Consider the following 22,760-nt stretch of genomic DNA (forward strand, 5'->3'; position numbering starts at 1 on the left):
GCGCATCATCGTGTGCATGAAACGGGGCGGTGGACGAATCGATGCCAAGGCGATCGCGGCCGCGTCGGATCGCGGTTTGGTGAGAACGGCGCATTTGCTTGCGTTGGGGGTGGCATCGAAGACGATCGTTCGACGCACATTGCCTGGTGGCGTCTGGGCACGTGCGCTTCCCGGGTTGGTGTTTCTGAAGAACCGGTCGTTGACGCCGATCGAACGTGCGACTGCGGTCTCGATCTATTGCGGACGCGACGCGGTGATCAGTGGCCGGGCAGGGCTGGCGCTGCATGGCCTGGGCGCATCGGGATCCTTCGAGGAGACGTTCGCACTCATTCCGGAGTCGCAGCATCGCAAGTCGGTGGGTTTCGCAGCTGTAGAACGTACGTGGAGGATGCCCACCCCGGAGATCAAGTCCGGACTGCGCGTCGCGCCTGTCGTTCGCTGCCTGTGTGATGCGGTCCGACGGATGAAGAACACCGAACAGTGCATGGCGTTGATTGCGAGCGTCGTGCAACGGGGCGGGGCGACGGTGGACGCGATCATGAAAGAACTGGACGCCGGCAGTACTCGTGGAACTGCGATGCCTCGTCGAGTGCTGAGAGAATTGGCTGCGGGCGCACACTCCGTGGCCGAAGCGCAGGCGCAGAAGCTGTACGGGCGCAGCGGACTTCCGCCGATGCAACACAACGTTGCCGTGTACGACGAGCGCGGCAAGTTTCTGTTGATCGCGGACAATTGGCTCGACGACGTCGCATTGGACTGGGAAATCGATTCCCTCGAATATCACCTGTCACCCGCGGATCATCGAGCGACCGTTGCGCGGCGCGAGCGAGCACAGAACGCAGGGCTCATCGTCGTGACGCACTTGCCGAGCGATGTTCGTGACGATCCGGAGCGTGTGCTCGCCGATCTCCGAGCGCGCTACGACCAGGCCAGGGCGCGAGCTCGACCGAACGTCACGGTGCGGCCCTTGGCGGATCGGGACTACCGACAATCCGGCTGATACACCCACACCATGTGGCGGCCGGTTTCGGACGCAGCAGCGATGGGCCGATTCTCGACTCGGTCGAGAACAAAGCCGAGCCTCTTGGGTACGGCCTGACTCCTGAGATTTGCTTCATCGCAATGGATTTCGACTCGGTCGATATCGTCGAGCTTCAGCGCGACCGTCGTGAGCGCCGCGGTGGCCTCGGTCATGACCCCGCGACCCTCGGCATCGGCATCGAGCCAATATCCCAATTCGATTCCGCGCGGGCCGATTCTGCGGTGCATACCGATCTTGCCCATGAACGACCCGTCGGAGGGATTGAAAATTCCGAAATCGAACGTCTGCCCGCTGGCCCACTGCTCGCCCGCCTCCGCGATGCGGGCGACCTGCGTCGTGACCTCGGTAGCCTGATCCGTCACCCACCTCATCCACGGAAGTAACCGAGCACGATTGCGGGCAATGGCATCGGCGACGACCGCAGCATCGTCCATCGACTCCCGACGAAGCACGAGCCGATCGGTTTCGATGCACTCAGGAGGTACAGAAGCCATGCACACCAGTGTGGCGGCCCGCCGGTGCGTTGGCGAACGAATTTGGTCCGGACTCACCCCGCCGCCAGTCCACTCGATGTGACATCGACGGTCGAAAAGGCCACTCGACGTCACATTGAGTGAACGTGAGGACAGGTGAGCGGGAGGGCAGGAGGGCCGGGGGAGCGGAAGTCAGGAAGCCGACCAGGATCTCCAGGCCAGCTTGTCGATGATGATCACCGGACCCCCAGGTCTGTTGTCTTGATACTGACTGTATTTCGCAACGAGGGCATCGATGGCTGCTGTGCCTTCGTCGCTGGAGGCGTCGGCGATGTGTGCGTTTCCGTCGGCGCGGATCCACCACAGTTGTGACCAGTCGTCGCTGTAGTGGTCGACGATGAGGCTGACGGCCGGGTCGGCTCGGATGTTGTCCAGTCGTTGGAGTTTCCGGGTTGTTTTGGGTTTCCAGTCGATGGCGGTGACGATGCGGTCGCCGGTGGGTGCGACGGCGAACACGATGGGTACCAGGTGCGGTGTGCCGTCGGGGTTGATGGTGGACAGTTGTGCTCGGGGCGCGTCGGTGAAGCGTTGAACTTCGTTGTCGATCTTCACGTTCGGTCCTCGGTTCAGGCTGATTCGCTGTGGGTGCTGTGTCGGGCGATGAACTGTTCGAGGGCGGCGGTGGACATGGGCCGGCCGAGCAGGTGTCCTTGGCCGAAGGTTACGCCCATGTCGGTGCAGATCTGGAGTTGTTCGGGGGTTTCGATTCCTTCGATGACGGTGTCTTTGCCCAGTGTGGTGGTGACTTCTACCAGGGCTGCGCAGAGCGTGGTCATGGCTCGGCGTCGGTGGAGGTTGTCGCTGTCGAGGTGTTGGGTGAGTGATTTGTCGATCTTGAGTATGTCGACGGGGAGGGTGGCGAGTCGTTCGAGGGAGGAGAATCCGGAGCCGAAGTCGTCGATGGCGATGAGGACACCGTGGCGTTGGACGTCGCGGAGTTGGTAGTGGACGGCGTCGAGATCGTGCAGTGTTTGTGATTCGGCGAGTTCGAGTGCCAGGCAACCGGGTTCGATGCGGTAGGTGTCGACGATATCGATGACGTCGGTGGCGAGGGTGCCGGTGGCGAAGTGTGCAGGGCTGACGTTGACGCCGATTTGGAGGTGGATGCCCCTGGCTTGCCAGTCGGCGATGGTGTGCGCAACTTCGGCGATGATCCACATGCTCAGCGGGACGATGAGATCGGCGTCTTCGGCGAGCGGTATGAATGCGTCGGGCATCAGCAGGCCCAGTTCGGGGTGGTTCCAGCGGATGAGGGCTTCTGCGCCGACGACGTGTCCTGTCTTGAGTTCGACGATGGGCTGGTACACCATCGTGAGTTCGCGTTCGACCATGGCGATGCCGCGTAGCCGTTCGATGAGGTCGAATCGGATTCGGTTGGTGTGGTGCAGTTGGTCGGTGAAGACGTGGTGATTGTTGCGGCCGACGGCTTTGGCGGCGTGCATGGCTGCGGTGGCGTTGTGGACCAGTTGTGTTGCGCTGATGTCTGCGTCGGTGCTGGAGGCGACTCCGACGCTGGCAGTGAGGGTCAGCTGCCGGTCGCCCAGTTCGAAGGCGGGTTCGAAGACGCTTGCGAAGCCTGCAGCCATGGCGCGAGCGGCGATGGAGTGGCATCGCCGGGCGATGACGACGAATTCGTCTCCTGCGAGTCGGCCGATGGTGTCGCCTGGCCGGAGTGATGAGGTGAGTCGGTCGGCGATCAGACGCAGTAGGTCGTCGCCGGTGGCGGGTCCGAGTGCGTCGTTGAATTCTCGGAATCCGTCGATGTCGACCAGCAGCACACTGCAGTGGCTGTCTGCGCTGCGGTTGTCGAGTTCGGCGGTGATGAGGGCCAGGATTTCGTCGCGGCTCGGCAGGCCGGTGAGGGCGTCGTAGCGGGTTGTTGCGTCAGGGACATGACGGGGCGGCGCACCATGCTCTCGGCTCACTGTTCCCCCTCGTGGCCGGACAGCCATGAGTCATAGTAGCCCAAGAGATTGCTTTTGCGCTATAAACAGGGAACATGCCCTTTTTAGCGCCTATTAGACCATGTTGGTCTCGGTTTGTGGGCCGTTTCGGCGACCTGTGGACACGCGCTCCTCGATACTCCAGGCCGCGGAGTCGATCGCGGCACTGAGTCCGAGTACCCACCGTGCGGCCGAGCGGCCCTGGTCGAACAACGACTGCGCGACGGTGGTCAGCCCTGCAGACGCTGCAACGGTGGAGTCGTCCCACCCGGTGATGGCGAGTTGCGTCGGAATGTCGACTCCGGTTGCGGCAGCGGCGTCGAGTACCCCGAGGGCGAGTTCGTCGCTCATCACCAACAAGGTGTCGACGACGTCGTCTTGCAGCAACAGTCGCGCAGCTCTGTCGCCTTCTGCGCGTGCGTTGTGGGTGGTGAACAGGGTGGGAACTGCCGCCCAGTCGAGACCCAGACGGACGCAGGCGTCGCGGTAGCCCTCGAGTCGGGCTCGGGTCACCGGCATCGAGATGTCCGACGGTTCCGCGCCGTGCAGGGTGGTCGATTCGCGTCGGGAATCAGGTCGAAGTGCCACGACCGCGGGGCGTGCGTGCTCGGTCATTGCCGCGGTGGCGACTGCATCTGCCGCTGCTCGGTCGTCGATGCCGATCCACTCGACTCCGGGGTGGTGGGGCCCGCCTTGAATGCAGGTCGGACGGCCGGTGCCGACCAGCACGTCGAGGAGGGGGTCGTCGATCTCGGTGGTCCACAGGACGTATCCGTCGACCTGTGCGTCTCGGATCCGCGCGTTGTCGTTGTCGCTGTGCAGGTTCGGCAGCATCACCAGTGCGGTGTTCGCCTCGAGGCAGGCGTCGGCGATGCCCGTCAGAAAGCGTCGGGCCTGTGGATCCTCGAAGGCATACGTGAGGTTTTCTCCGAGTACGACGCCGATGCTGTTGTGCTTGCCGTTTCGTAGCGAGCGGGCTGCTCGGTTGGGTCCGGTGTATCCGAGCTGGGTCGCCGCCGCGTGGACGCGATCTCTCGTGGCCGACGAGACGCGGCTCGGTTGGTTGTAGGTATAGGACACGCTCATGGTGGATACGCCCGCGGCCGCTGCAACTTCCGCCATGGTCACCCGAGTGTTCACGGGCCAACTGTAGCGCGACACCTCGATGTTGTGTAACGTTACACAACATGTCCTCGCCCATGCCGAAGCTGCTCGTCCTCGCCGCGGCCGCCTTCATCTACGTCACCGCGGAAACGCTGCCCGTCGGGTTGCTCCCCGAGATATCGAGCGACCTGGGCGTCAGCGAATCTGCCGTCGGACTGCTGCTGACCTTCTACGCCTACGGTGTCGCTGCGATGACGATTCCGCTGATCAGAGTCGTGCAAGAGTGGCCGCGCCGACGCGTCATGGTCATCACCGTCGCCGCATTGGCACTGTCGCAGCTACTGTCGGCAGTGTCGGTCGGCTACCCCATGCTGGTGATCTCACGAATGCTTTGTGCCGCAACGCACGGCATCTTCTGGGCCGTCGTCGCACCCGTCGCAGCCTCGCTTGCGTTGCCCGGTAAGCAAGGCAAGGCCATAGCCACCGTCTACGTCGGTACCTCGCTGGCACTGGTTGCGGGGAATCCACTCACCGCGGCGATGGGTCAATGGCTCGGATGGCGAATGGCTGCAACAATTCTCGGAGTCGTTGCAACTGCTATCGCGGTGGCACTGTACTTCGTACTCCCGCCGCTGCCGACCAGCCGAGCCGATGAGGTACGGAAAAAGACACCGCGAGTGCTCGACGGCACCCTGGCCATCTTGTGTGGCGTGACTTTCCTGGCGGTCCTGGGCCACTTCGTCGCCTACACGTATTTCTCACTCATCGTCGATCGTGCGATCGGTTCAGCCGGAACGACGCTGACCCTGATGTTGATGCTGTACGGCCTGTTCGGGGTCATCGGTATATGGGTGATCGGCCGAACCTACGACCGGTGGCCGCGGTACTCCACCATCGCGGCCTTGGGCGCAGTCGCCGCTGCGGTCGCGATCTTGTGGTGCACGCTGATCGGAGCGCCGGGTGGGCTGGCCGTGTTCGCCGTCGGGGCCATTGCATTGTGGGGAATGGCGTTCACCACGATCCCGGTGTGTCTACAGTCCGCCGTGGTCAGGGCAGCCTCGGAAGATACCGACAAGGCGTCGGCGATCTATGTCGTGGCCTTCCAGTTGGCGATTGCCACGGGTGCACTGGTGGGCGGCGCCTTCATCGACCTCAGTGGCATCGTGACGGTCACTGCCGCCGCTACTGTTCTGGTCGCCGCTTCGCTGGCCGTGGTCGTGCTGGCGCGCAGTACTTTTCCTCGCAGTGTCCCACTCGAGCCGGAGTCGGCAGCAGCACGCTGACCTTTCGGGTACCGCACACGATAAGGTCAGCACGCGACGAACGAGGGAATCCGGTGCAATTCCGGAGCTGGCGCGCAACGGTGACGGGCGAGAGCTCGAAGTCCGAATGCTCGGGCGTCGTGGTTCACCCCACCCGCGGCTCCGCGACACGAGCCCCAAGCAGGAAGCTCTTCGATGCGTACCACTCTCGCCGTACTAGGCGCTGTCTCCGTTCTTGCCGTGGCCGGCTGCTCCTCCCCACCGCCCACTGCCGCCGTCTCCGTCACCAACGCCGACTACCCGCTGACCATCGAGAACTGTGGACGCGCGGTCACCGTCGATGCGCCTCCGCAGCGCGCGGTGTCTCTGAACCAGAGTTCGACGGAGATCCTGCTGTCACTGGGCTTGGCCGACCGCATGGTCGGAACGGCCACCTGGACGGACCCGGTCCGCTCGAATCTCGAATCGGAGAATTCCACAGTACCGAGGTTGGCGGACAACAAGCCGTCCCTGGAGGTGGTGTTGGATACCGAGCCCGACTTCGTCTCGGCGTCCTTCAGCGGAACCCTCGGGCCGGGAGGCGTCGCCGATCGGGATCAGTTCGAGCAGCTCGGTGTGCCGAACTATCTCTCTCCCACAGACTGTGACGGAAAGACCGACGACAGTGTCAATTCCGACGGCGCACGCACCACGCCGCTCGAGATCGACACCGTGTATCGGGAGATCCGCGATCTGGCGGCAATCTTCGACGTGCGTGATCGCGGGGAACGCTTCGTCGCGCAATTGCAGGACCGTTTCTCGCAGGCCTCCGGTGCCGTCGACGCATCGGGTGTGCGCTTGGCGTACTGGTTCGCCGACACCGACACCCCGTACATGGCGGGATGCTGTGGCTCCTCGGGCATCATCACCGATTCGGTCGGTGCCGACAACATCTATGCGGACACGACCGACGAATGGCCACAGGTTAACTGGGAGAGCGTTGCAGATCGCAATCCCACCGCGCTCGTGCTGGCGGATCTGAGTCGGCGCAGCATCGCCGGGGACGCACTCGGCAGCAAGATCGAATTCCTCGAATCGAATCCCGTCACGAGCCGACTGACCGCCGTCGAGGACAAGCGCTACATCGTGGTCAACGGAGCCGATCTCAACCCATCGATTCGCACCATCGACGGAGTCGAGAAAGTTGCTGCCGCTCTACAGAATTGGGGCCTGACCACCCGATGAACCGCACCGATCGGGGATTGTTGATCCCGCTTCTGCTCGGTGGCGGTGTGGTGTTGGTGCTCTCGATCGCAGTGGCCGTGACGATCGGACCGGCCAGCGTATCCGTCACCGATGTCTACCGAGTGATCCTGGCGCACATCGGGATCGGCTCGGCGCAGGTGAGTCGCATTCAGGACGGCATAGTCTGGGAGCTGCGGCTGCCGCGAACCCTGCTGGCATCGATCTGCGGTGCCGGCCTGGCGCTGTGTGGGGCCATCATGCAGTCACTGCTGCGTAATCCGCTGGCCGATCCGTTCGTGCTGGGGATCTCGTCCGGAGCTTCGACCGGCGCAGTCGTGATTGCCGTGCTCGGGGTCGGCGGCGGAGCTCTCTCGCTGTCGACCGGAGCATTCGCGGGCGCACTGCTGTCCTTTCTGCTCGTGATGCTTCTCGCCGCCGGTGCCGGCGGCGGCAACGACCGCGTCGTACTCGCGGGAGTTGCCGGTACCCAACTGTTCTCGGCCCTGACGTCGTTCATCGTCATTTCCTCGGCCGATGCCGAACAAACCCGCGGCGTGCTGTTCTGGTTGCTCGGCTCCCTGAGCGGTGCCGACTGGAGCGATGTGGCTCTGTGCGGCACGGTCGCGCTCCTCGGAATGGTGGTGTGCCTGCTCAACACCTCCGCCCTCGATGCGTTCACCTTCGGCCACGACGCGGCCGCATCACTCGGCGTGCCGGTCAAAGGGGTGCGAATACTGTTGCTCGTCATCACCGCACTGATCACTGCCGCCCTCGTCAGTGCCGCCGGAGCCATCGGATTCGTGGGACTGGTGCTCCCACACGCCGCCCGCTTCCTCGTGGGAGCGCGGCACCGAAGACTGCTCCCGACGACGGTTCTGATCGGCGCCATCTTCATGGTCTGGGTCGACACCATCGCCCGAACTGTGTTCGCACCACAGGAGATTCCCGTCGGCGTCGTCACGGCACTCATCGGTGTGCCAGCCTTCGCACTCATTCTGTTCCGGCTCAGGAGATCCCGATGACACTGCACGCCGTGGACATACGCTGGACCCGTGGCGGCCACCCGATCTTGAACGGCATCAGCTTCGAACCCGACGCGGGCGAGACCATCGGTCTGATCGGCCCCAACGGCTCGGGCAAATCCTCGCTCCTGCGCATCCTCGCCGGCATCGTCGCCCCCGACAGCGGCGACGTGCTGCTGAGCGGGCACAGTCTCGGAACCCTGCGTCGCCGACGCATCGCACGGCGCGTGGCGATGGTCGACCAACACTCCGACACCGACGTCGACATCAGCGTCCGCGACGTCGTCCGTCTCGGCCGCATCCCGCACCACGGCATCTTCGGCGGCGACACATCCGACGACGACACCGCCATCGCCCGAGCACTCGAAGACACCGGCATGACATCGAAAGCCACCCGCCGCTGGCACACACTCTCCGGCGGCGAACGCCAACGCGTCCACATCGCACGCGCCCTCGCCCAACAGCCCACCGAACTACTGCTCGACGAACCGACCAACCACCTCGACATCCAACATCAACTCGATATCCTGACGCTCGTCGCCGGACTACCCCTGAGCAGCTACATCGCCCTACACGACCTCAACCTCGCCGCCATGTTCTGCGACCGCATCATCGTGCTGAACAACGGCACCATCGTGGCATCGGGAACCCCGGACGACGTGATCACCGAACACCTGGTGCGCACGGTGTACAACGTGCACGCCACCGTCACCACCACCGAGACCTATCCGCAGGTGACCTACCGACGTCCGTGACCGCCCAGTCGACGGCGGTCGACCCACCCCACTCCCCTCGACCGAAGTCCACTCGATGTGACATCGACCCCCGAAAAGGCCACCGAATGTCACATCGAGTACCGGCAAAGGCGGCGGATCGAGGCGATTGGAGCACGAATTCAGAGTTGCCGAAGCTTCGTCTCGAAGGCGTCGATGCGTGTTGTGTCCTCGAAGAAGTCTTCCTGGGAGACGATTTTTCCCCAGCTCGTGCGGACCAGGAGCACGGTGCGGTTGCTGTAGATCTGGGTACCGTCGGCCGCGTGGGCTTGGTCGTCGAAGCGCACGAGCAGGGTCATGCGCCATGGTGCGCCGCCGCTGTATATCTCTGTGATCTGGCCTTTGATTCCGGCCGCGACGAAGTCCTGGAAGAATCTCTCGATGGCTGCGCGGCCGCGGTGGGTACCCGAGCAGCGGCTGTCTCCATCAGCGAATTTGAGCACCGCGTCTCGGTGGAAGGACGACAGTAGCGGGCGGTAGTTGCCCTTGTTCAGTGCGTCGATGTCTCGCTGCAGCTTGAGTGTCAGCGCTCGCATCAGCAGGAGCTTGAATGCGAAGGCCGTCGAGATGCCGGCCAGAAATCTCAGTTGCATGCTCATACGTTTGCCTACCGTTCACCGGCGTGTCAATCGAGTCGGCGGTACGTTCTGACGATGATCCATCATGTGCAGGTCGCGTGTCCGGTGGGCGGCGAGAACCTCGAGCGTGCGTTCTACTCAGAAGCCTTGGGCTGGGAGGAGATCCCGAAGCCCCCGCTGCTGGCCGGACGCGGAGGCTGTTGGTTTCGAGTGCCGGGTGTCGGTGGTCCTGACGGCGAGCTACATGTCGGTATCGACGATGACTTCATTCCGGCAGTGAAGGCGCACCCCGCATTTGTCGCCGACGTCGACGCGACCGCTGTGGCGTTGCAATCTGCCGGCTACCCGGTGGAGTGGGCCGACCCTGAGCAGATACCGGGTCGACGACGGTTTCATACCCGCGACGGGGTGGGCAACCGAATCGAATTCGTAGGCCGGTAGTCGGCGGGTGTTGTTGTTAGGAGGGGGAGTCGGACACGTCGCCCTCTCCGTGTCCCGATGACAATGCACGTGGGGACAGACCCAACGGTGGCGTCGGCCCGCAGCATCGTGCACGATCGATTCCATGCTGAGTTGGGAAGAGCGGATAGCGGAATTCTGGCGCGACGCGGACGATGCCGATCCCGATCGCATGCGGATCCAGATCAACCAAATACTGTCCGTTGGAGAGTGTTCCGACGCTCGTGGACTGTTCGAGAGAGCGTCCTTGGAAGACTTCCTGGGTGAGGAATCCGCGGCCGTTCCGCTGTACGAGGCATCGTTGTCCGAGGGGCTCGATGTCGACAGGGAGAACCAGGCTCGCCTTCAACTGGCTAGTTCGCTCCGCAATCTGGGTCGACAGGACGACGCGTTGCGAGTGCTGAACGAGTTCGAGTTCGCGGACGAATACTCCTCTGCGCGTGACGCATTCGCAGCACTCGCCCTCTGGGACAAGGGCGACGGTGCGCAGGCGTTGCTCAATGCACTGCATGCCGCAGATCCGGCGCTGGGGAGGTACCGTCGAGCAATCGGGGCCTACGCGGCGGAGCTGACCGACGACAGACAACCGTGAGGTCGGAACGGAACAAAGGCGTCTTCGACGACGTTCCCTGTTGAAAGTTCGTGCACGCTTGTTTCGACGACCAAATGGGGACACCATGACCGGAACTACCTACGATCCACATGCGCTTCTCGAGCAGAGCCGAATCGGTGTGCTCGCCACCATCAAAGCGAGCGGAATGCCGCAGCTCTCACCGGTGACGCCGTTCTACGACCGTGCAGCGGGCACCATCACCATCTCGGTCACCGAAGGGCGAGCGAAAACGACGAATCTACGCCGAGACCCTCGCGCCGCGCTCGAGGTGACCAGCGCCGACGGAACAGCATGGGCGACGGCGGAAGGAACCGTCACCCTCACCGGGCCGGGATCGTCACCCGAGAGCCCCGAGGTCGACGCCTTGGTGGACTACTTCCGCGCCGCCGCCGGTGAACACCCCGATTGGAACGAATACCGCGCAGTCATGGTCGCCGATCGACGAGTGCTGATCACCATCTCGGTGACACGTGTGTACGGCCAATCGATCGCCTGACACCGAGGGCGAGTCCACTCGATGTGACATTGACCCCCGAAAAGGCCACTGAACGTCACATCGAGTGGTCATGGCGAGCCGCAACGGGAGGGGACGGGGTCAGCTACGATTATCGACTTCGTTGGACTGGAATCCAGAGCTCTCCCGCTCCCGAGGTCCAGTCGAGGGAGGTTTCGGTGACGGTCAGGATTTCCGGTCCCGGAATTGTTTCGTAGGGGTTGGATGGGAACCATTCGCTGAAGGCGTCGGCCCAGAGTTGTTGGAGTGCGGGGGCGAGTGCGGTGTCGCTGTTCGTCTCGAACACTGCCCATGTCGATGCGGCTACGGCAAGGGTGTCCCATTCGGGTGGTGCGGGTGATGTGGTGGCAACGGCGAAGTAGTAGTCGAACAGGCTGCCGTCTTCTCGTTCGGGTTCGAAGCCGTCGCTGACGAAGAGGATGTCTGGGAGTTCGGCCAGGTCGGCCAATCCTCGTAGTTTTTCGCCTGTTCCTGGGGTGAGGCTTCGGTGGAATTCGGTCATGGCGGTATTCTCGCCGTGAAACCGGAGTGGGATTCGGGTGGTCTTGCCGACGATGTGAAATGCCGGCAGTTCGGTGATGCGGTACCGCATGGTGCTTCGTCCTTCGATTGTCAGGTGAAATGTCACGGCTTGTCTGGAACGAAGGGTGGTTCCGGGTCGGCGTGCTTGAGATGGTGTGACGCCGTGCAGGTCTCGGAAGGCGCGGGTGAAGGCGTCTGCGGTGTAGCCGTATTTGCCGGCTACGTCGAGTATGTTCTGTCCGTCGAGAATGTCCGCTGCTGCCAACGTCATTCGGCGTTGCCGGATGTAGTGCGACAGCGGCATTCCTGCCAGTGCCGAGAACACGCGTCGAAAGTGATATTCCGATGTGAGGGTGATCCGAGCGAGCTCGATGGGGTCGATCTCGCGGTCGAGATTGTTCTCGATGTAGTCGAGTGCTGCGTTCCATCGTTCGAGCATGTGCCGGTGACCTTCCTATGTTCTGCCCGAAACGATAGGAGCACTGCGTCGATGGAGTCTCGATTTTTCGTGCCGCGAAAGGTCGGTTTCAGATCGTGCGGAGGTGTCGCTGTCTTCGCTGAGAACGCGACCGGCCGAGCTCGTCGAGGGCACAACGAGATTGTGGGTCCGCGGGCCGGTAGACGATCAACCGTAGGTCGGGGTCGCCGAGTGGTGTGAGGACATCGAATGTCACGGTCACCGGCCCGACGAGTGGGTGCCGCATGGGTTTGTCTCCTCGGCTGCGCACCGATACCTCGCGGGACTGCCAATAGCGCGAAAATTCTGCGCTGCCTCGTTCCAGTTCGTCGATCAAGGCTGCGAGTTCCTCGTCGTGTGAATGGTTCACCCAGGCGGCACGAAGATCGGCGACCGCGCCGCGGACGACGTCGTCGCGAGCGTCGTAGAAACCGTCGAATCGACTGTCCAGAAAGCACATTCGTAGTACATTCCGCTCCGACGACGGTCGTTTGTCGATGTCGAGCAGTAGCGCGGCCATCATCTCGTTGGTGGCGAGTATGTCGAGTCGGTGGTTGAGCACCATCGCGGGGAGTGGGCCGATGTCCTCGATCAACTGTCCGATGCCGTCTGGCACCTTCTGGGTGGTGGCTCGCTCGGGTGCGCGATGCCCGGCGAGGGTGAACAGGTAGCCGGTCTGATCAGTGGACAGCCCGAGTGCATTCGACAGTGACTGCACCACCTGAGCGGAGGGCCGGACATCACGGGCCTGCTCGAGCCGTACGAGATAGTCGACGCTCACCCCGGCGAGCGTTGCGACCTCCTCACGCCTCAAACCGGGTGTGCGCGACGCTCCGATCCGCGGTGGCAGGCCGACGTCCGTCGGCGCGAGCGCCTCGCGTCGGGCACGCAGAAATGCGGCAAGCTCGTGCCGACCTCGCCGCGGTGGCGTCGTGTTCACCCGTCCAAGGTAGGGCAGTTCAGCGCACGCGGCCTGGTATCGCGCGTCCCAGGATGACCGCATCCTTCCCGCTGCTCGACGCATCTGTGACGGTGATCGAGGTAGCTGAACCGAGGAGAGGGACCGGACATGACGCGTATGGAGGACTATCGATTGCTCGGACGCTCGGGATTGCGGGTGTCACCGTTGTCGTTGGGAACGATGACATTCGGTGAAGCCTGGGGGTGGGGTGCCGACAGGAAGGACTCGAAACGCATCTTCGACGCGTATCTCGATGCAGGGGGCAACCTGGTCGATACCGCGAACATCTACACCGACGGGGAATCGGAACGCTATCTCGGCGAGTTTCTCCGCGGACGACGTGACTCGGTTGTCGTAGCGACCAAGTACGCGGCGACTCGTGATCCTTTGGATCCGAATGCCGGTGGGGGTGGCAGGAAGAGTCTTCGAGGGTCCGTCGAAGCGAGTCTGAAGAACCTCGGTACGGACTACATCGATCTGCTGTATCTGCATGCGTGGGACGGTATGACGCCGAGCGACGAGGTCATCGCATCGCTGGCAGACCTGGTTCGCTCGGGAAAGGTTCTTTACCTTGGTATTTCGGATACGCCGGCATGGGAGGTCGCGCGCATGCAGACCATTGCCGACATCCGGGGCTGGCCGTCGTTCGCGGCGCTGCAGGTGGAATACAGTCTGATCGAGCGGACCACCGAGCGGGACCTGATACCGATGGCGAACGAATTGGGTATCGGTGTCATTCCGTGGTCTCCGCTGGGCGGTGGGGTGTTGACGGGCAAATACTCTGCTGCTGACCTGGGAGCGGGCGGTTCCGACAGTCCGGTGGGTACCCGTCGCGATCACGCGCGGGCGAGCGGGACGCTCACCGTGCGGGGTCTCGAGATCGCGGAGGCCGTCGTCGATGTCGCTCGTGAACTCGGCGTGACTGCTGCTCAGGTGGCTCTCGCGTGGACGCTCGAGAATCCGGCTGTTGCCAGCTCGCTGATCGGTGCGCGAACCGTGGAACAGTTGCAGCAGAACATCTCTGCACTCGATGTCACCTTCGACGCATCCCACCTCGAGACACTGCAGGCCGCCAGCGCTGTGGACCTGGGTTTTCCGCACGAGTTTCTGATGCGGCCCATGGTCCGAGGCGTCACGACCGGCCACTCCACTGTTCGGCCCCGCCCGAGCAGGACATGGTGAGCTGGGCCGTCATGTTGTCGAAGAGCCCGAACCGGAACCGGAGGTGCGCCTCGTTTTCTACGCTGTGGCTCAACAGAATCGGTGTCACAACTCGTGGACCTGAGAGGTCAGGTCCCCGCCTGCATCACCGGTATTGACGGTGCCTGACCGCTCGAACAGCAGAGCCGACACCTCCTCGTCCGCTCTGGGGCAGTGCTCGACTCCCGCCGGGACGACGAAGACGTCACCCGGCCCGAGCACCACGTCGCGGTCGCGAAGTTGGATGATGAGTTCTCCGCTGTGGACGAAGAACATCTCGTCCGTATCCGGGTGTGTGTGCCAGACGAATTCGCCGAGAAGTTTGACCACTTTGACGTCGTAGTCGTTGATGCTGACCAGTCGGTGTGGTTGCCAGGGCTCGTCGATCCTGCTCAGCGCGTCGACGACATTGCGTACGTGGTCGTTCTTGCTCGTGGTCATGCGTGCCGTCCTTCGTCGCCTGTCGATTCGACTGTCACAGAATCCTACCTGCCGGACGGCTTCTCGACGGAGCTGCTCGATATGCTCTGTCGCGCAACAGGTGTGACCCTCGATCGTCGCGCATCCGTCGTGCGATCGCAGAGACATCCGGACGGCCAAGGGCAGACGCAAGGCAGTAGGCTGCTCAGGAGATGTAGGCGTGTTCGACACGAGCAGTCGGCCGCCACCGAATTTCGTGAGGAGTACCCGCCGGATGAATCTTGCCGACTACGACGTACTGAGCTTCGATTGCTACGGAACGCTGATCGACTGGGAAGCGGGAATATTGGGCGTTCTCGGTCCGTGGGCGGAGCAGTCCGGTTCGTCGCTGTCCGGGGACGAGCTACTGGCCGCCTATGCCGTCAACGAGGCGAGGGTGCAACTGGATTCACCTGCCACGCTCTATCCCGATGTGCTCGCCGAGGCATTCCGCCGGACCGGGGATGCGCTGGGAATTACGGTGTCGGAAAACTGGGCGAGCAGACTCGGATCGTCCGTCCCCGATTGGCCGGCGTTCCCGGACTCGGCCGAGGCATTGGCGGCACTCGCCGAGAACTACAAGCTCGTCATCCTCTCCAATGTCCACCGCGACGGCTTCGCGGGTAGCAATCTGCGTCTCGGCGTCCAGTTCGACGCCATCGTCACCGCCGAGGATGTAGGGGCGTACAAGCCGGCCGACAATCACTTCGACGCCGTTGATGGAGTCCTCGAGGACCTCGGCGTGCCCCGGTCGCGACTGCTCCACGTTGCGCAGAGTCTGTTCCACGATCATGTGCCCGCCAAGCGTCACGACATCCCGTCGGTGTGGATCGACCGCCGTGAGGACCGGCCGGGTTGGGGCGCGACTCCAGAACCCAACGGCGAGTACAGCTACGACATGAGATTCTCGAGCATGGCTGCATTCGCAGCGGCTGCCTGTGAAGCCCGCTCGGGCACGTGAAGTCCCGAGTCGTTCATGCATTCGTCATCGACGATTAGAGGTTCTCGGATGGGGATCAGTCCTCGGATTCGCTGTGGGCGCTCCGATTTCGAGGGCGAGCATGACGACGGCGAAACATGAGCACACCGAGTCCCGCCACTACGGCAAGTTGCCCCAGCAGAATTGGCGCTGGAACAAGCAGCAGATCCCATCCCGACGCCGTTGCCCGCGTCGACCATATGACGACGGCGGCTACGCCAGCGCTGGCCGCGACGTGCCCGACGGTCATGAGCATGAAGGGGGAATTCCGGCTCGAGCGACGGATCAGCGTGCCGAGACCGACCAGTGCACCGAGAAGCGAGGTCACGACGGCGGCCACGGCCGGTAGGACGACCATGATCTCGAAAAGCGGGCCCGTCTCTATGATTCCGGTCGTCGCCAGGTGAGCCGCGGCGTACAACACGATCGACGCCGAGCACACGACCGAGATCGTCGAGAGACCGACGAGTGCTCGCACAGCCGACATCCTCGCACACGAGGGCCGAGGTGACGTGACGTACCTGATTGTCACCAATGCCAGGCGTCGCCTCCCACGTTCTTGATGGTTCGTTGCAGGACTTCGATGGTGGTGACGAAGTCGGCCTCACTGATGCCGCTCATGCGCTCGTTCTGCAGCATGTTCTGCAGATCGGCCGCCCGCCGAAAGGTGTCGAGACCTTCTGGTGTGAACTTCATGCGTGAGTTCGACTCCACGATCCAGCCTTCGGCGCGCGCGGATTCGATGGCCTCGACTATTGCTTCGGGGGTGTCGTTGTGGCCGATCTTCTCGATCGTCTCGGCGCGATCAGCCCCTGCGGGATGCAGTGAAATCTGGTGCAGGAGCCACCATTGGGGTTGTGTGACGCCGATATCATGGAGTGCCCCACGGGTCCGTGCTCGAATGGCTTCCCCTGCGCGGGCGGTCCAGAACCCGATGGGCTGACGCTCGGGCGGTTGCATCGGTCGGTTGGTTGTCATGAAAGCGAGCCTAAAACCTCAACCAAACTTCAGGTCAAGAGAATTCAGGTTGTCGCTGAGGGACTTCCGACTGACCGTGGTGTCGCGCTCGGACTGGGACCCTGCGTAGCCGCTCTACTCGTCTGAGCGCAATCGATCGACCAGTGTGAACAGACGCTCCAGGTAGTCGCTGTGGAACACCTCGGTCGCGCGGATTTTGGCGTCTCCGTCGAGACCGAATTGCAGGTTGACCAGCTCGACTCCGATGGCGACGCGTCGAGCATCGAGTTGTTCCAGTTCGGCGGCGAGGGCGTCGACTTTGGCCACCGGGGACAGTTCGTCGGTCATCTCCGAAGCGTAGAGGTCAGCCGACGGCTGCGAGGAATTCGCTGTAGAACAGCCCGAGCCCCAGCGCCGACGCGATGGCCGCGAACAGCCATAGCCGGATGATGACCGTTGTTTCTGCCCAGCCGGCCAACTCGAAGTGGTGGTGAATCGGGGCCATTCGGAACGGCCGTTTGCCGGTGGTCTTGAACGAGGCGACCTGGATGACGACGGAGGCAGTCTCGGCGACGAAGAGCGCGCCGAAGACGACGGCGATCAGTTCGGTCTTGCTCACGATCGACAGTCCCGCGAGCAGGCCGCCGAGTGCGAGGGAGCCGGTGTCGCCCATGAAGATTTTCGCCGGAGCTGCGTTCCACCAGAGGAATCCGATGCAGGCTCCCGCGGCTGCGGCGCAGACCACGGCGAGGTCGAGTGGATCGCGTACCTGGTAGCACCCGGCGACGTCGTTGGTCGCGCACGATTGCCGGTACTGCCAGAACGTCATCACCGTGTAGGCACCGAGGACGAGGGTCATCGAACCGGCGGCCAAACCGTCGAGTCCATCGGTGAGATTGACGGCGTTGGACCATGCGATGACGAGGAACACACAGAACAGGACGAATACGATCGGGGCCATCGTGAAGAACGTGGATTGCCGGACGAGCGAGAGTTCGGTGTTTCCCGGAGTCATGCCGTTTCCGTTGCGAAACTGCAGAGCCAGGACCGCGAAGATCACCGCTGCACTGATCTGTCCGACGTATTTTCCGGTCGCTTTGAGGCCGAGGTTCCGCTTCATGCGGAGCTTGATGTAGTCGTCGAGAAATCCGACGCCGCCGAGCGCCGTGGCGAGGCCGAGGATCAGCAGCGCGGACGCCGACGGACCGTCGCCCCCCATCGCGACGAGGTGGGAGCCCAGGTAGCCGGCCCACAGGCCCACGATGATGGCGACTCCGCCCATCGTCGGCGTTCCTCGTTTGGATTGGTGACTTTGCGGGCCTTCGACGCGAATCTCCTGGCCGAAGCCCTGCCGGGTGAACAGTGCGATGAGAAATGGCGTCAACAGAATCGAGACCGCCAATGCGATACCACCGGCAACGAGAATGTTGATCATGCGTCCGAGCCCACTCTTCCTCTGTGCTGCTGTGCCCCGCCCGGTGCTGATGAGCACCGCGGGATACTGTGCCAAACGAACAGGCAAAAGTCCCAATGCGTGACGAAGGTGTTACTCACCGTGAATACGAACCGGGCGGCGTACCGACCAGTTCGGTGAACTCGCGGGTGAAGTGCGCCTGGTCGAACCAGCCGTAGCGTGCTGCGAGGTCCGCCAGGGGACCCGAGTAGCCGGCGTCGAGCTCACTGAGTGCATCGTGGATCCGATACCGGGCCAGAACCCATTTCGGCGTCGCGCCGACGTAGTGCTCGAACAGGCGCTGCAGCCGACGTGTCCCGATGCCGCATCTCTCTTCGACCTGGGCGACGCGAATCAATGTCCGATCCCGCAGCATCGTGGAGATGACGTCGAGAACGATCTCGTAGTCCGCATCCACGTCTCGGGCGTAGGGCGCGAGAACGGAGTCGACGACGGTTCGGCAGTGGTCGGCGTCGAGGTGATCGCCCAGTTCGGCGAGTGCTTCGACGGTCTCGGCGCGAAAAGCCGCGGGCTGTGCGGCCGGGACGTCTCGCAGCGTTCGCGCGACGGTTCCGGTGAGGGCCGCGTACCCGCCGGGCCGAAACTTGACGCCGAACACCCACCCGGATTCGGCGAGCACGACGTCGAAGCGGCGCGTGAGCACTCCCGTCACGACCACAGGATCGATGACGCCTTCGCGGGTCCAGCCGTGTTCGACGCTCAGAGTGCAGGCCGGGTGCGGAAGCGTCGAGCTGCGATGGACGGTCCCGGACGGCAGATCCCAACGCAGTAGCCAGTAGTTCTCGACCCAGGGGTCCAACGACTGCGAGCAGGGCAGTCGTTGGAGGTCGACGTGCTGTGCCAGCTGTTCGGGTCGCAGAACGCCGGCCTGGGTGGCTGTCGCGTTTTTCCTATCCGGCACGCGGGTCAGTGTAGGAGTCTGGTCCGACATCCACTCAGGAGGAGGAACACCATGACCGATACCCCCGTCGCCACGCTGAAGATGGTCACACTGGATTGCGCAGACCCCGAGGCCAGCGCGAGCTTCTGGTCGTCGTTGTTGGGCTGGAGCGTCGTACATGCGGAGAAGGACTACGCGATGCTGCAGGGTCCCAGTAGTGCACTCGGCTTCGGTCGTGTGCCGGACTATCAGCAACCGTCATGGCCGAACTCCCACGGCAGCAAGCAGTTTCACTTCGATCTGGCGGTCGAGGACCTCGACGCTGCGGCGGCGGCAGCGGTGCGCCTGGGTGCAACGTTGCCCGAGGATCAGCCGGGTGAGACCTGGCGAGTGTTGCTGGATCCTGCTGGGCATCCCTTCTGCCTGACGAATGCCGCGAACTGGGGCTGACCGGTCTACTGTGTTCCGTGTGACACCGCGCCTGGCAGGAATCGAAATCGTCGTCGCCGATATGGCTGTGGCGCTGGCCTTCTACCGCCTACTGGGGCTCGATATCCCAGCGGCTGCGGACGCCGAACAGCATGTGGAGGTCGACCTCGGTGGAGTGCGGCTGCTGTTCGACCTACCGTCGACCATTACCTCGTTCGATCCGTCGTGGACCCCACCGAGCGGTGGTCACCGCGTAGCGCTGGCCTTCGACTGCGGGACGCCCGACGGGGTCGACGCGACGTGGAAGGCCGTGACCGAGGCCGGGTACCCAGGGCACCTCGAACCCTGGGATGCGTTCTGGGGGCAGCGTTATGCCGTCGTACACGACCCCGACGGCACCACCGTCGATCTGTACGCGAACCGCTGAGGCATCAGCTCGCGGGTGCGATGATCTGAATGAGATTGCCGCAGGTGTCGTCGAACACCGCTGAGATCACCGGACCCATCTCGGTCGGTTGCTGGGTGAACCGTACGCCGAGTCCGCTGAGCCGATCATGTTCTGCTGCAACGTCGTCGACTGCGAACTGAGTGAAGGGAATGCCGTCGGCGAACAGCGCATTCTTGAACGGGCCGGTCGCGGGATGCCCGCTGGGCTCTAGTAGCAGTTCGGTGCCGTCGACCTCCTGTGGCGATACGACGGTGAGCCAGCGGTCCGTCCCGCCCATCGGAATGTCGTGCTTGACGACGAATCCCAATATGTCGGTGTAGAAGGTCAGCGCCTTGTCCTGATCGTCGACGAAGACGCTGGTGATGTTGATTCTCATGCCGGTCCTTCCCCTGTCGGTCCGCCTGCCAGCTCGACGGCAACGTCGAGGTGGCCGAGGTGGCGTGCGTATTCCTGAAGCACGTGGAAGCAAATCCAGATCAGCGTCGGCTGCTCCTCGGTGAATCGTCCACCCAAGGTGGCCAATTCGTCCATCCGATGCGAGCGAAGCACCTCCTCGGTGAGTCGGGCACCGTCCTCGAGCCTCGCCAGAAGATTTTCGGTATCGATGTCGGCCGGTACGTCCCAGCGCCCGTCCTTCTGGTCTCCCCAGGGTGCGTCCACCGCCCTGCCGAGGAATCCCCAGACGAACCAGCGCTGCTCCATGTGCACCAGATGGGTCAGCATCTGCAGGGGAGTCCACTCCGAGGGGACGGACGAGGCGGTGAGGTCATCGCCTCTGAGCGCGGTGATTCGCCGAGCCAGCTCACTCCGGTAGAAGCGCAGGTACTCCCGAAGAAGTTCGGCGGGATCGGACAGTGCCGAGTCGGGTTCGGGAAATGTCGTCAGCTTGGTCACGGCGTCCCCGTTCTTCGTGCATCGAGAGCGGTCGGTCTCATTCGCTACTGCGCTGCTCACGAGCGATGCGGCGCTGTTCCTCGGCACGTTCGCGGCAACGGCGTAGGTACTCCTCGGCAGTTTCCTGCGTCGGAGGGAGTGGCCGGCCGCGATCGGCATCGCGTCGGGGATATGCGGACGCAGTCCGTGGCGCTCCGCTGCCACCCCAGATTCCGCCACCCTCGGGTCGTCCGACGACGAGCCACGCGATGGACCCTGCAAGCGGCACAACGATGACGAGCAACAACCACACCATCTTCGGGAGGTGGCGGATGCCGGAGTCGTCGGCGGTGATGACGTCGATCAAGCAGAAGATCGACAGCAGCATGATCAGTAGGCCGAGGTACGGCACGGGAAATCCTCCAGGGTTGTCAGACCGTGCGGTCGGTCGTCGCGACTATCAGATCACTCGTTGTACCGTCGATCAAGCCCATGTACTCGGCCCTTCAGCCGAACACCAGTAGTGCCGCCAGTGTCAGCATCATCACTCCGATGCCGAGGTCGAGAATGCGCCAGGCCGACGGTCTCGCGAACAGGGGGCTGAGCAGGCGCGATCCGTACCCGAGCGCGACGAACCACACGACGCTGCCGAGCACGGCACCGAGCGCGAACCACCACCGCAGTTCGCCCGGCTGACGGTTGCCGATCGAGCCGAGGAACACGACGGTGTCGAGGTAGACGTGAGGATTGAGCCAGGTCAGAGCAAGGCACGTGGCGATGGCGGCGATCAGCGAACCGCCTCCGGTCATCTCGGCGGTCAGGGCGGCGGGATTTCGGGCGCGGTTGAGCGCCATCAGTCCGTAGACGAGTAGGAACAGGGCGCCGAGGACGGTCACGACACCGAGGGCGACGGGGAACCGATCGACGAGAACGCCGATTCCCGCGATCCCGGCCGTGATGAGCACCGCGTCGGAGAGAGCGCAGACCGCCACTACCGGCAGCACGTGAGTGCGTTGCAGCCCCTTGCGCAGCACGAACGCGTTTTGCGCACCGATGGCAACGATCAGGGACAGGCCGACGCCCAAGCCGGTGAGGGTCGATTGCGCGGCGGCCAGAGAGGTCATGCCGATAACGCTAGGAGTGCGTGCTGATTAGGTCCAGCGAATGTATTTCAGTATCGATTAGCGTACATTCATCTAATGGAGATCGAGCAGCTCAGAGCATTGAGGGCAGTGGTCGACGGCGGCACATTCGAGGCGGCGGCCCGCGCTCTGCATGTGACTCCCTCAGCGGTGAGCCAGCGGATCAAGTCGCTCGAGCAGTCGCTGGGCCGAACACTCGTCCAGCGAAGCAAACCGGTGGTTGCTACCCAGTCCGGCATCGCGGTGCTGCGCCTGGCCCGTCAGATCGACACCTTGACCGACCAGACTCGGGCCGAGCTGAGCGACGACGGTGTGGCTGCTCCCATTTCGATTGCCGTCAATGCAGATTCGTTGGCTACCTGGGTGTTGCCAGCACTCGCCGGGCTTGCCGGGGCGACGACTTTCGACCTGCATCGGCAAGATCAGGACCGTACCGCGCAACTGCTGCACGACGGGGTCGTCTCCGCCGCAATCACATCGGTCGAAGACCCGGTGCGTGGCTGCTCCGTTCGACGCCTCGGTGCGATGCGGTACCGGCCTTCTGCCACCCCGGACTTCATTGCGCGTTGGTTCGCTGCAGGTCCGAGTGCCGACGCACTGCGCAGCGCCCCGGTGGTCGTCTTCGACGCCGATGATCGATTGCAAGACAACTACCTACAGCGTTTCGGCATCGACCCGCACGAGCCGCCGCGGCACCTCGTCCCGGCGTCCGCCGACTACGCGCGGGCCGTCGATCTGGGTTTCGGCTGGGGCATGATCCCGGATCTCCAGGCGCGGGAGCCGTTGACCTGCTTCGACGACAACGGAATCGAGGACGTGCTGCTGTATTGGCAGCAATGGTCGCTCTCGTCACCCGCACTCCACCGTGCGGCCGATGCGGTGGCAGCACATGCGAGTCGGGTGCTGCTGTAG

General features: G+C 63.4%; 30 protein-coding genes and 1 riboswitch. Of the genes, 13 read left to right on the plus strand and 17 right to left on the minus strand.

Annotated elements, in window-relative coordinates; all coding sequences use genetic code 11:
- The first annotated feature begins 16 nt into the window (after window positions 1-16).
- Window positions 17-1,000: a hypothetical protein gene (locus ACOQFP_RS19530; RefSeq protein WP_421585252.1), complete on the plus strand. Its 984-nt coding sequence runs from the start codon at window positions 17-19 to the stop codon at window positions 998-1,000.
- On the opposite strand, the gene ACOQFP_RS19535 is transcribed toward ACOQFP_RS19530, so the two are convergent.
- The 4 genes from ACOQFP_RS19535 to ACOQFP_RS19550 all read right to left on the minus strand — a co-directional run bounded on the left by ACOQFP_RS19535 (window position 982) and on the right by ACOQFP_RS19550 (window position 4,658).
- Window positions 982-1,536 (minus strand): GNAT family N-acetyltransferase, encoded by a 555-nt coding sequence (locus ACOQFP_RS19535; protein WP_421585253.1) that lies wholly within the window; start codon window positions 1,534-1,536, stop codon window positions 982-984. The two genes, ACOQFP_RS19530 and ACOQFP_RS19535, sit on opposite strands and share 19 nt — an antisense overlap.
- A 171-nt stretch (window positions 1,537-1,707) precedes the next feature.
- Window positions 1,708-2,127 (minus strand): TIGR03668 family PPOX class F420-dependent oxidoreductase, encoded by a 420-nt coding sequence (locus ACOQFP_RS19540; RefSeq protein ID WP_421585254.1) that lies wholly within the window; start codon window positions 2,125-2,127, stop codon window positions 1,708-1,710.
- Between the two features lie 14 nt (window positions 2,128-2,141).
- Complete coding sequence (locus tag ACOQFP_RS19545) at window positions 2,142-3,500, minus strand: putative bifunctional diguanylate cyclase/phosphodiesterase (protein ID WP_421585255.1); 1,359 nt, start codon at window positions 3,498-3,500, stop codon at window positions 2,142-2,144.
- Between the two features lie 93 nt (window positions 3,501-3,593).
- On the minus strand, window positions 3,594-4,658 hold the full coding sequence (locus tag ACOQFP_RS19550) for a substrate-binding domain-containing protein (protein ID WP_421585256.1): 1,065 nt from the start codon (window positions 4,656-4,658) through the stop codon (window positions 3,594-3,596).
- A 47-nt stretch (window positions 4,659-4,705) separates the two neighbouring features.
- Between ACOQFP_RS19550 and ACOQFP_RS19555 the strand changes: the two genes are divergently transcribed.
- From ACOQFP_RS19555 to ACOQFP_RS19570, 4 genes are all read left to right on the plus strand, one after another.
- The gene (locus ACOQFP_RS19555; protein WP_421585257.1) at window positions 4,706-5,905 is read left to right on the plus strand and encodes an MFS transporter; all 1,200 of its coding nucleotides are present in this window, start codon (window positions 4,706-4,708) and stop codon (window positions 5,903-5,905) included.
- A 45-nt stretch (window positions 5,906-5,950) separates the two neighbouring features.
- Window positions 5,951-6,073, plus strand: a riboswitch (cobalamin riboswitch).
- Between the two features lie 6 nt (window positions 6,074-6,079).
- Complete coding sequence (locus ACOQFP_RS19560; protein ID WP_206491296.1) at window positions 6,080-7,108, plus strand: ABC transporter substrate-binding protein; 1,029 nt, start codon at window positions 6,080-6,082, stop codon at window positions 7,106-7,108.
- Window positions 7,105-8,130, plus strand: coding sequence for a FecCD family ABC transporter permease (locus tag ACOQFP_RS19565; RefSeq protein ID WP_206491295.1), 1,026 nt, complete (start codon window positions 7,105-7,107; stop codon window positions 8,128-8,130). The genes ACOQFP_RS19560 and ACOQFP_RS19565 overlap by 4 nt, the downstream gene beginning before the upstream one ends.
- The gene (locus ACOQFP_RS19570; RefSeq protein WP_421585258.1) at window positions 8,127-8,885 is read left to right on the plus strand and encodes an ABC transporter ATP-binding protein; all 759 of its coding nucleotides are present in this window, start codon (window positions 8,127-8,129) and stop codon (window positions 8,883-8,885) included. Before ACOQFP_RS19565 ends, ACOQFP_RS19570 begins: the two co-directional genes overlap by 4 nt.
- 140 nt (window positions 8,886-9,025) lie before the next feature.
- Here the strand turns inward: ACOQFP_RS19570 and ACOQFP_RS19575 are convergent, their stop codons facing one another.
- Window positions 9,026-9,502: a nuclear transport factor 2 family protein gene (locus ACOQFP_RS19575; RefSeq protein WP_421585259.1), complete on the minus strand. Its 477-nt coding sequence runs from the start codon at window positions 9,500-9,502 to the stop codon at window positions 9,026-9,028.
- 54 nt (window positions 9,503-9,556) lie between these two features.
- Between ACOQFP_RS19575 and ACOQFP_RS19580 the strand changes: the two genes are divergently transcribed.
- The 3 genes from ACOQFP_RS19580 (at window position 9,557) to ACOQFP_RS19590 (ending at window position 11,049) form a co-directional block, all read left to right on the plus strand.
- Entirely contained in the window at window positions 9,557-9,922 is a 366-nt protein-coding gene (locus ACOQFP_RS19580; protein ID WP_421585260.1) for a glyoxalase, read from the plus strand.
- A gap of 124 nt (window positions 9,923-10,046) precedes the next feature.
- Window positions 10,047-10,532, plus strand: a complete 486-nt coding sequence (locus ACOQFP_RS19585; RefSeq protein WP_206491292.1) for a tetratricopeptide repeat protein — start codon at window positions 10,047-10,049, stop codon at window positions 10,530-10,532.
- Window positions 10,533-10,617: 85 nt separating this feature from the next.
- Window positions 10,618-11,049 carry a PPOX class F420-dependent oxidoreductase gene (locus ACOQFP_RS19590; protein WP_206491291.1) on the plus strand — a complete coding sequence of 144 codons (432 nt, stop codon included), beginning with the start codon at window positions 10,618-10,620 and terminating at the stop codon, window positions 11,047-11,049.
- A 109-nt stretch (window positions 11,050-11,158) separates the two neighbouring features.
- Here ACOQFP_RS19590 and ACOQFP_RS19595 read toward each other — a convergent pair whose 3' ends face one another.
- Window positions 11,159-12,028: an AraC family transcriptional regulator gene (locus ACOQFP_RS19595; RefSeq protein ID WP_421585261.1), complete on the minus strand. Its 870-nt coding sequence runs from the start codon at window positions 12,026-12,028 to the stop codon at window positions 11,159-11,161.
- A gap of 88 nt (window positions 12,029-12,116) precedes the next feature.
- Window positions 12,117-12,986: a helix-turn-helix transcriptional regulator gene (locus ACOQFP_RS19600; RefSeq protein ID WP_307830876.1), complete on the minus strand. Its 870-nt coding sequence runs from the start codon at window positions 12,984-12,986 to the stop codon at window positions 12,117-12,119.
- Window positions 12,987-13,115: 129 nt separating this feature from the next.
- On the opposite strand from ACOQFP_RS19600, the gene ACOQFP_RS19605 reads away from it, so the two are divergent.
- Window positions 13,116-14,189 (plus strand): aldo/keto reductase, encoded by a 1,074-nt coding sequence (locus ACOQFP_RS19605; RefSeq protein WP_421585262.1) that lies wholly within the window; start codon window positions 13,116-13,118, stop codon window positions 14,187-14,189.
- An 84-nt stretch (window positions 14,190-14,273) separates the two neighbouring features.
- On the opposite strand, the gene ACOQFP_RS19610 is transcribed toward ACOQFP_RS19605, so the two are convergent.
- Window positions 14,274-14,648, minus strand: a complete 375-nt coding sequence (locus ACOQFP_RS19610; RefSeq protein WP_421585263.1) for a cupin domain-containing protein — start codon at window positions 14,646-14,648, stop codon at window positions 14,274-14,276.
- Window positions 14,649-14,901: 253 nt separating this feature from the next.
- Between ACOQFP_RS19610 and ACOQFP_RS19615 the strand changes: the two genes are divergently transcribed.
- Window positions 14,902-15,627: an HAD-IA family hydrolase gene (locus tag ACOQFP_RS19615; RefSeq protein WP_341244537.1), complete on the plus strand. Its 726-nt coding sequence runs from the start codon at window positions 14,902-14,904 to the stop codon at window positions 15,625-15,627.
- A gap of 55 nt (window positions 15,628-15,682) precedes the next feature.
- Here the strand turns inward: ACOQFP_RS19615 and ACOQFP_RS19620 are convergent, their stop codons facing one another.
- The 5 genes from ACOQFP_RS19620 to ACOQFP_RS19640 form a co-directional block, all read right to left on the minus strand.
- Window positions 15,683-16,123 (minus strand): hypothetical protein, encoded by a 441-nt coding sequence (locus ACOQFP_RS19620; protein ID WP_421585264.1) that lies wholly within the window; start codon window positions 16,121-16,123, stop codon window positions 15,683-15,685.
- A 50-nt stretch (window positions 16,124-16,173) separates the two neighbouring features.
- A complete protein-coding gene (locus tag ACOQFP_RS19625; RefSeq protein ID WP_421585265.1) occupies window positions 16,174-16,623 on the minus strand; it encodes a MarR family winged helix-turn-helix transcriptional regulator in 450 nt (149 codons plus the stop codon).
- Window positions 16,624-16,737: 114 nt separating this feature from the next.
- Window positions 16,738-16,950: an oxidoreductase gene (locus ACOQFP_RS19630; RefSeq protein ID WP_206491284.1), complete on the minus strand. Its 213-nt coding sequence runs from the start codon at window positions 16,948-16,950 to the stop codon at window positions 16,738-16,740.
- Window positions 16,951-16,966: 16 nt separating this feature from the next.
- On the minus strand, window positions 16,967-18,037 hold the full coding sequence (mraY, locus tag ACOQFP_RS19635) for a phospho-N-acetylmuramoyl-pentapeptide-transferase (RefSeq protein WP_421585266.1): 1,071 nt from the start codon (window positions 18,035-18,037) through the stop codon (window positions 16,967-16,969).
- A gap of 115 nt (window positions 18,038-18,152) precedes the next feature.
- The gene (locus ACOQFP_RS19640; RefSeq protein ID WP_421585267.1) at window positions 18,153-18,977 is read right to left on the minus strand and encodes a DUF6597 domain-containing transcriptional factor; all 825 of its coding nucleotides are present in this window, start codon (window positions 18,975-18,977) and stop codon (window positions 18,153-18,155) included.
- A 51-nt stretch (window positions 18,978-19,028) separates the two neighbouring features.
- On the opposite strand from ACOQFP_RS19640, the gene ACOQFP_RS19645 reads away from it, so the two are divergent.
- A complete protein-coding gene (locus tag ACOQFP_RS19645) occupies window positions 19,029-19,406 on the plus strand; it encodes a VOC family protein (protein ID WP_341244247.1) in 378 nt (125 codons plus the stop codon).
- Complete coding sequence (locus tag ACOQFP_RS19650) at window positions 19,387-19,812, plus strand: VOC family protein (RefSeq protein WP_421585268.1); 426 nt, start codon at window positions 19,387-19,389, stop codon at window positions 19,810-19,812. Before ACOQFP_RS19645 ends, ACOQFP_RS19650 begins: the two co-directional genes overlap by 20 nt.
- 4 nt (window positions 19,813-19,816) lie before the next feature.
- Here ACOQFP_RS19650 and ACOQFP_RS19655 read toward each other — a convergent pair whose 3' ends face one another.
- The 4 genes from ACOQFP_RS19655 to ACOQFP_RS19670 all read right to left on the minus strand — a co-directional run bounded on the left by ACOQFP_RS19655 (window position 19,817) and on the right by ACOQFP_RS19670 (window position 21,830).
- Window positions 19,817-20,209: a VOC family protein gene (locus ACOQFP_RS19655; RefSeq protein WP_341244249.1), complete on the minus strand. Its 393-nt coding sequence runs from the start codon at window positions 20,207-20,209 to the stop codon at window positions 19,817-19,819.
- Window positions 20,206-20,727, minus strand: a complete 522-nt coding sequence (locus ACOQFP_RS19660) for a DUF664 domain-containing protein (RefSeq protein ID WP_421585269.1) — start codon at window positions 20,725-20,727, stop codon at window positions 20,206-20,208. Before ACOQFP_RS19660 ends, ACOQFP_RS19655 begins: the two co-directional genes overlap by 4 nt.
- A gap of 37 nt (window positions 20,728-20,764) precedes the next feature.
- On the minus strand, window positions 20,765-21,118 hold the full coding sequence (locus tag ACOQFP_RS19665; RefSeq protein WP_421585270.1) for a PLD nuclease N-terminal domain-containing protein: 354 nt from the start codon (window positions 21,116-21,118) through the stop codon (window positions 20,765-20,767).
- Between the two features lie 94 nt (window positions 21,119-21,212).
- On the minus strand, window positions 21,213-21,830 hold the full coding sequence (locus tag ACOQFP_RS19670) for a LysE/ArgO family amino acid transporter (RefSeq protein ID WP_206491277.1): 618 nt from the start codon (window positions 21,828-21,830) through the stop codon (window positions 21,213-21,215).
- Window positions 21,831-21,905: 75 nt separating this feature from the next.
- Here ACOQFP_RS19670 and ACOQFP_RS19675 point away from each other — a divergent pair, with 75 nt between their 5' ends.
- Complete coding sequence (locus ACOQFP_RS19675; protein WP_421585271.1) at window positions 21,906-22,760, plus strand: LysR family transcriptional regulator ArgP; 855 nt, start codon at window positions 21,906-21,908, stop codon at window positions 22,758-22,760.

This window comes from Rhodococcus sp. MALMAid1271, from assembly GCF_049195265.1.
Taxonomy (GTDB): Bacteria; Actinomycetota; Actinomycetes; order Mycobacteriales; family Mycobacteriaceae; genus Rhodococcoides.

Excerpts from the sequence above, each read along its gene's own strand:
- ACOQFP_RS19535 (WP_421585253.1), bottom strand. The coding sequence starts at position 1,536 with ATGGCTTCTGTACCTCCTGAGTGCATCGAAACCGATCGGCTCGTGCTT.
- ACOQFP_RS19595 (WP_421585261.1), bottom strand. The coding sequence starts at position 12,028 with ATGCTCGAACGATGGAACGCAGCACTCGACTACATCGAGAACAATCTC.
- ACOQFP_RS19585 (WP_206491292.1), top strand. The coding sequence starts at position 10,047 with ATGCTGAGTTGGGAAGAGCGGATAGCGGAATTCTGGCGCGACGCGGAC.
- ACOQFP_RS19610 (WP_421585263.1), bottom strand. The coding sequence starts at position 14,648 with ATGACCACGAGCAAGAACGACCACGTACGCAATGTCGTCGACGCGCTG.
- ACOQFP_RS19615 (WP_341244537.1), top strand. The coding sequence starts at position 14,902 with ATGAATCTTGCCGACTACGACGTACTGAGCTTCGATTGCTACGGAACG.
- ACOQFP_RS19555 (WP_421585257.1), top strand. The coding sequence starts at position 4,706 with ATGTCCTCGCCCATGCCGAAGCTGCTCGTCCTCGCCGCGGCCGCCTTC.
- ACOQFP_RS19655 (WP_341244249.1), bottom strand. The coding sequence starts at position 20,209 with ATGAGAATCAACATCACCAGCGTCTTCGTCGACGATCAGGACAAGGCG.
- ACOQFP_RS19605 (WP_421585262.1), top strand. The coding sequence starts at position 13,116 with ATGACGCGTATGGAGGACTATCGATTGCTCGGACGCTCGGGATTGCGG.
- ACOQFP_RS19565 (WP_206491295.1), top strand. The coding sequence starts at position 7,105 with ATGAACCGCACCGATCGGGGATTGTTGATCCCGCTTCTGCTCGGTGGC.
- ACOQFP_RS19530 (WP_421585252.1), top strand. The coding sequence starts at position 17 with ATGAAACGGGGCGGTGGACGAATCGATGCCAAGGCGATCGCGGCCGCG.
- ACOQFP_RS19590 (WP_206491291.1), top strand. The coding sequence starts at position 10,618 with ATGACCGGAACTACCTACGATCCACATGCGCTTCTCGAGCAGAGCCGA.
- ACOQFP_RS19675 (WP_421585271.1), top strand. The coding sequence starts at position 21,906 with ATGGAGATCGAGCAGCTCAGAGCATTGAGGGCAGTGGTCGACGGCGGC.
- ACOQFP_RS19645 (WP_341244247.1), top strand. The coding sequence starts at position 19,029 with ATGACCGATACCCCCGTCGCCACGCTGAAGATGGTCACACTGGATTGC.
- ACOQFP_RS19560 (WP_206491296.1), top strand. The coding sequence starts at position 6,080 with ATGCGTACCACTCTCGCCGTACTAGGCGCTGTCTCCGTTCTTGCCGTG.
- ACOQFP_RS19570 (WP_421585258.1), top strand. The coding sequence starts at position 8,127 with ATGACACTGCACGCCGTGGACATACGCTGGACCCGTGGCGGCCACCCG.
- ACOQFP_RS19670 (WP_206491277.1), bottom strand. The coding sequence starts at position 21,830 with ATGACCTCTCTGGCCGCCGCGCAATCGACCCTCACCGGCTTGGGCGTC.
- ACOQFP_RS19580 (WP_421585260.1), top strand. The coding sequence starts at position 9,557 with ATGATCCATCATGTGCAGGTCGCGTGTCCGGTGGGCGGCGAGAACCTC.
- ACOQFP_RS19630 (WP_206491284.1), bottom strand. The coding sequence starts at position 16,950 with ATGACCGACGAACTGTCCCCGGTGGCCAAAGTCGACGCCCTCGCCGCC.
- ACOQFP_RS19575 (WP_421585259.1), bottom strand. The coding sequence starts at position 9,502 with ATGAGCATGCAACTGAGATTTCTGGCCGGCATCTCGACGGCCTTCGCA.
- ACOQFP_RS19625 (WP_421585265.1), bottom strand. The coding sequence starts at position 16,623 with ATGACAACCAACCGACCGATGCAACCGCCCGAGCGTCAGCCCATCGGG.
- ACOQFP_RS19650 (WP_421585268.1), top strand. The coding sequence starts at position 19,387 with ATGCCGCGAACTGGGGCTGACCGGTCTACTGTGTTCCGTGTGACACCG.
- mraY (WP_421585266.1), bottom strand. The coding sequence starts at position 18,037 with ATGATCAACATTCTCGTTGCCGGTGGTATCGCATTGGCGGTCTCGATT.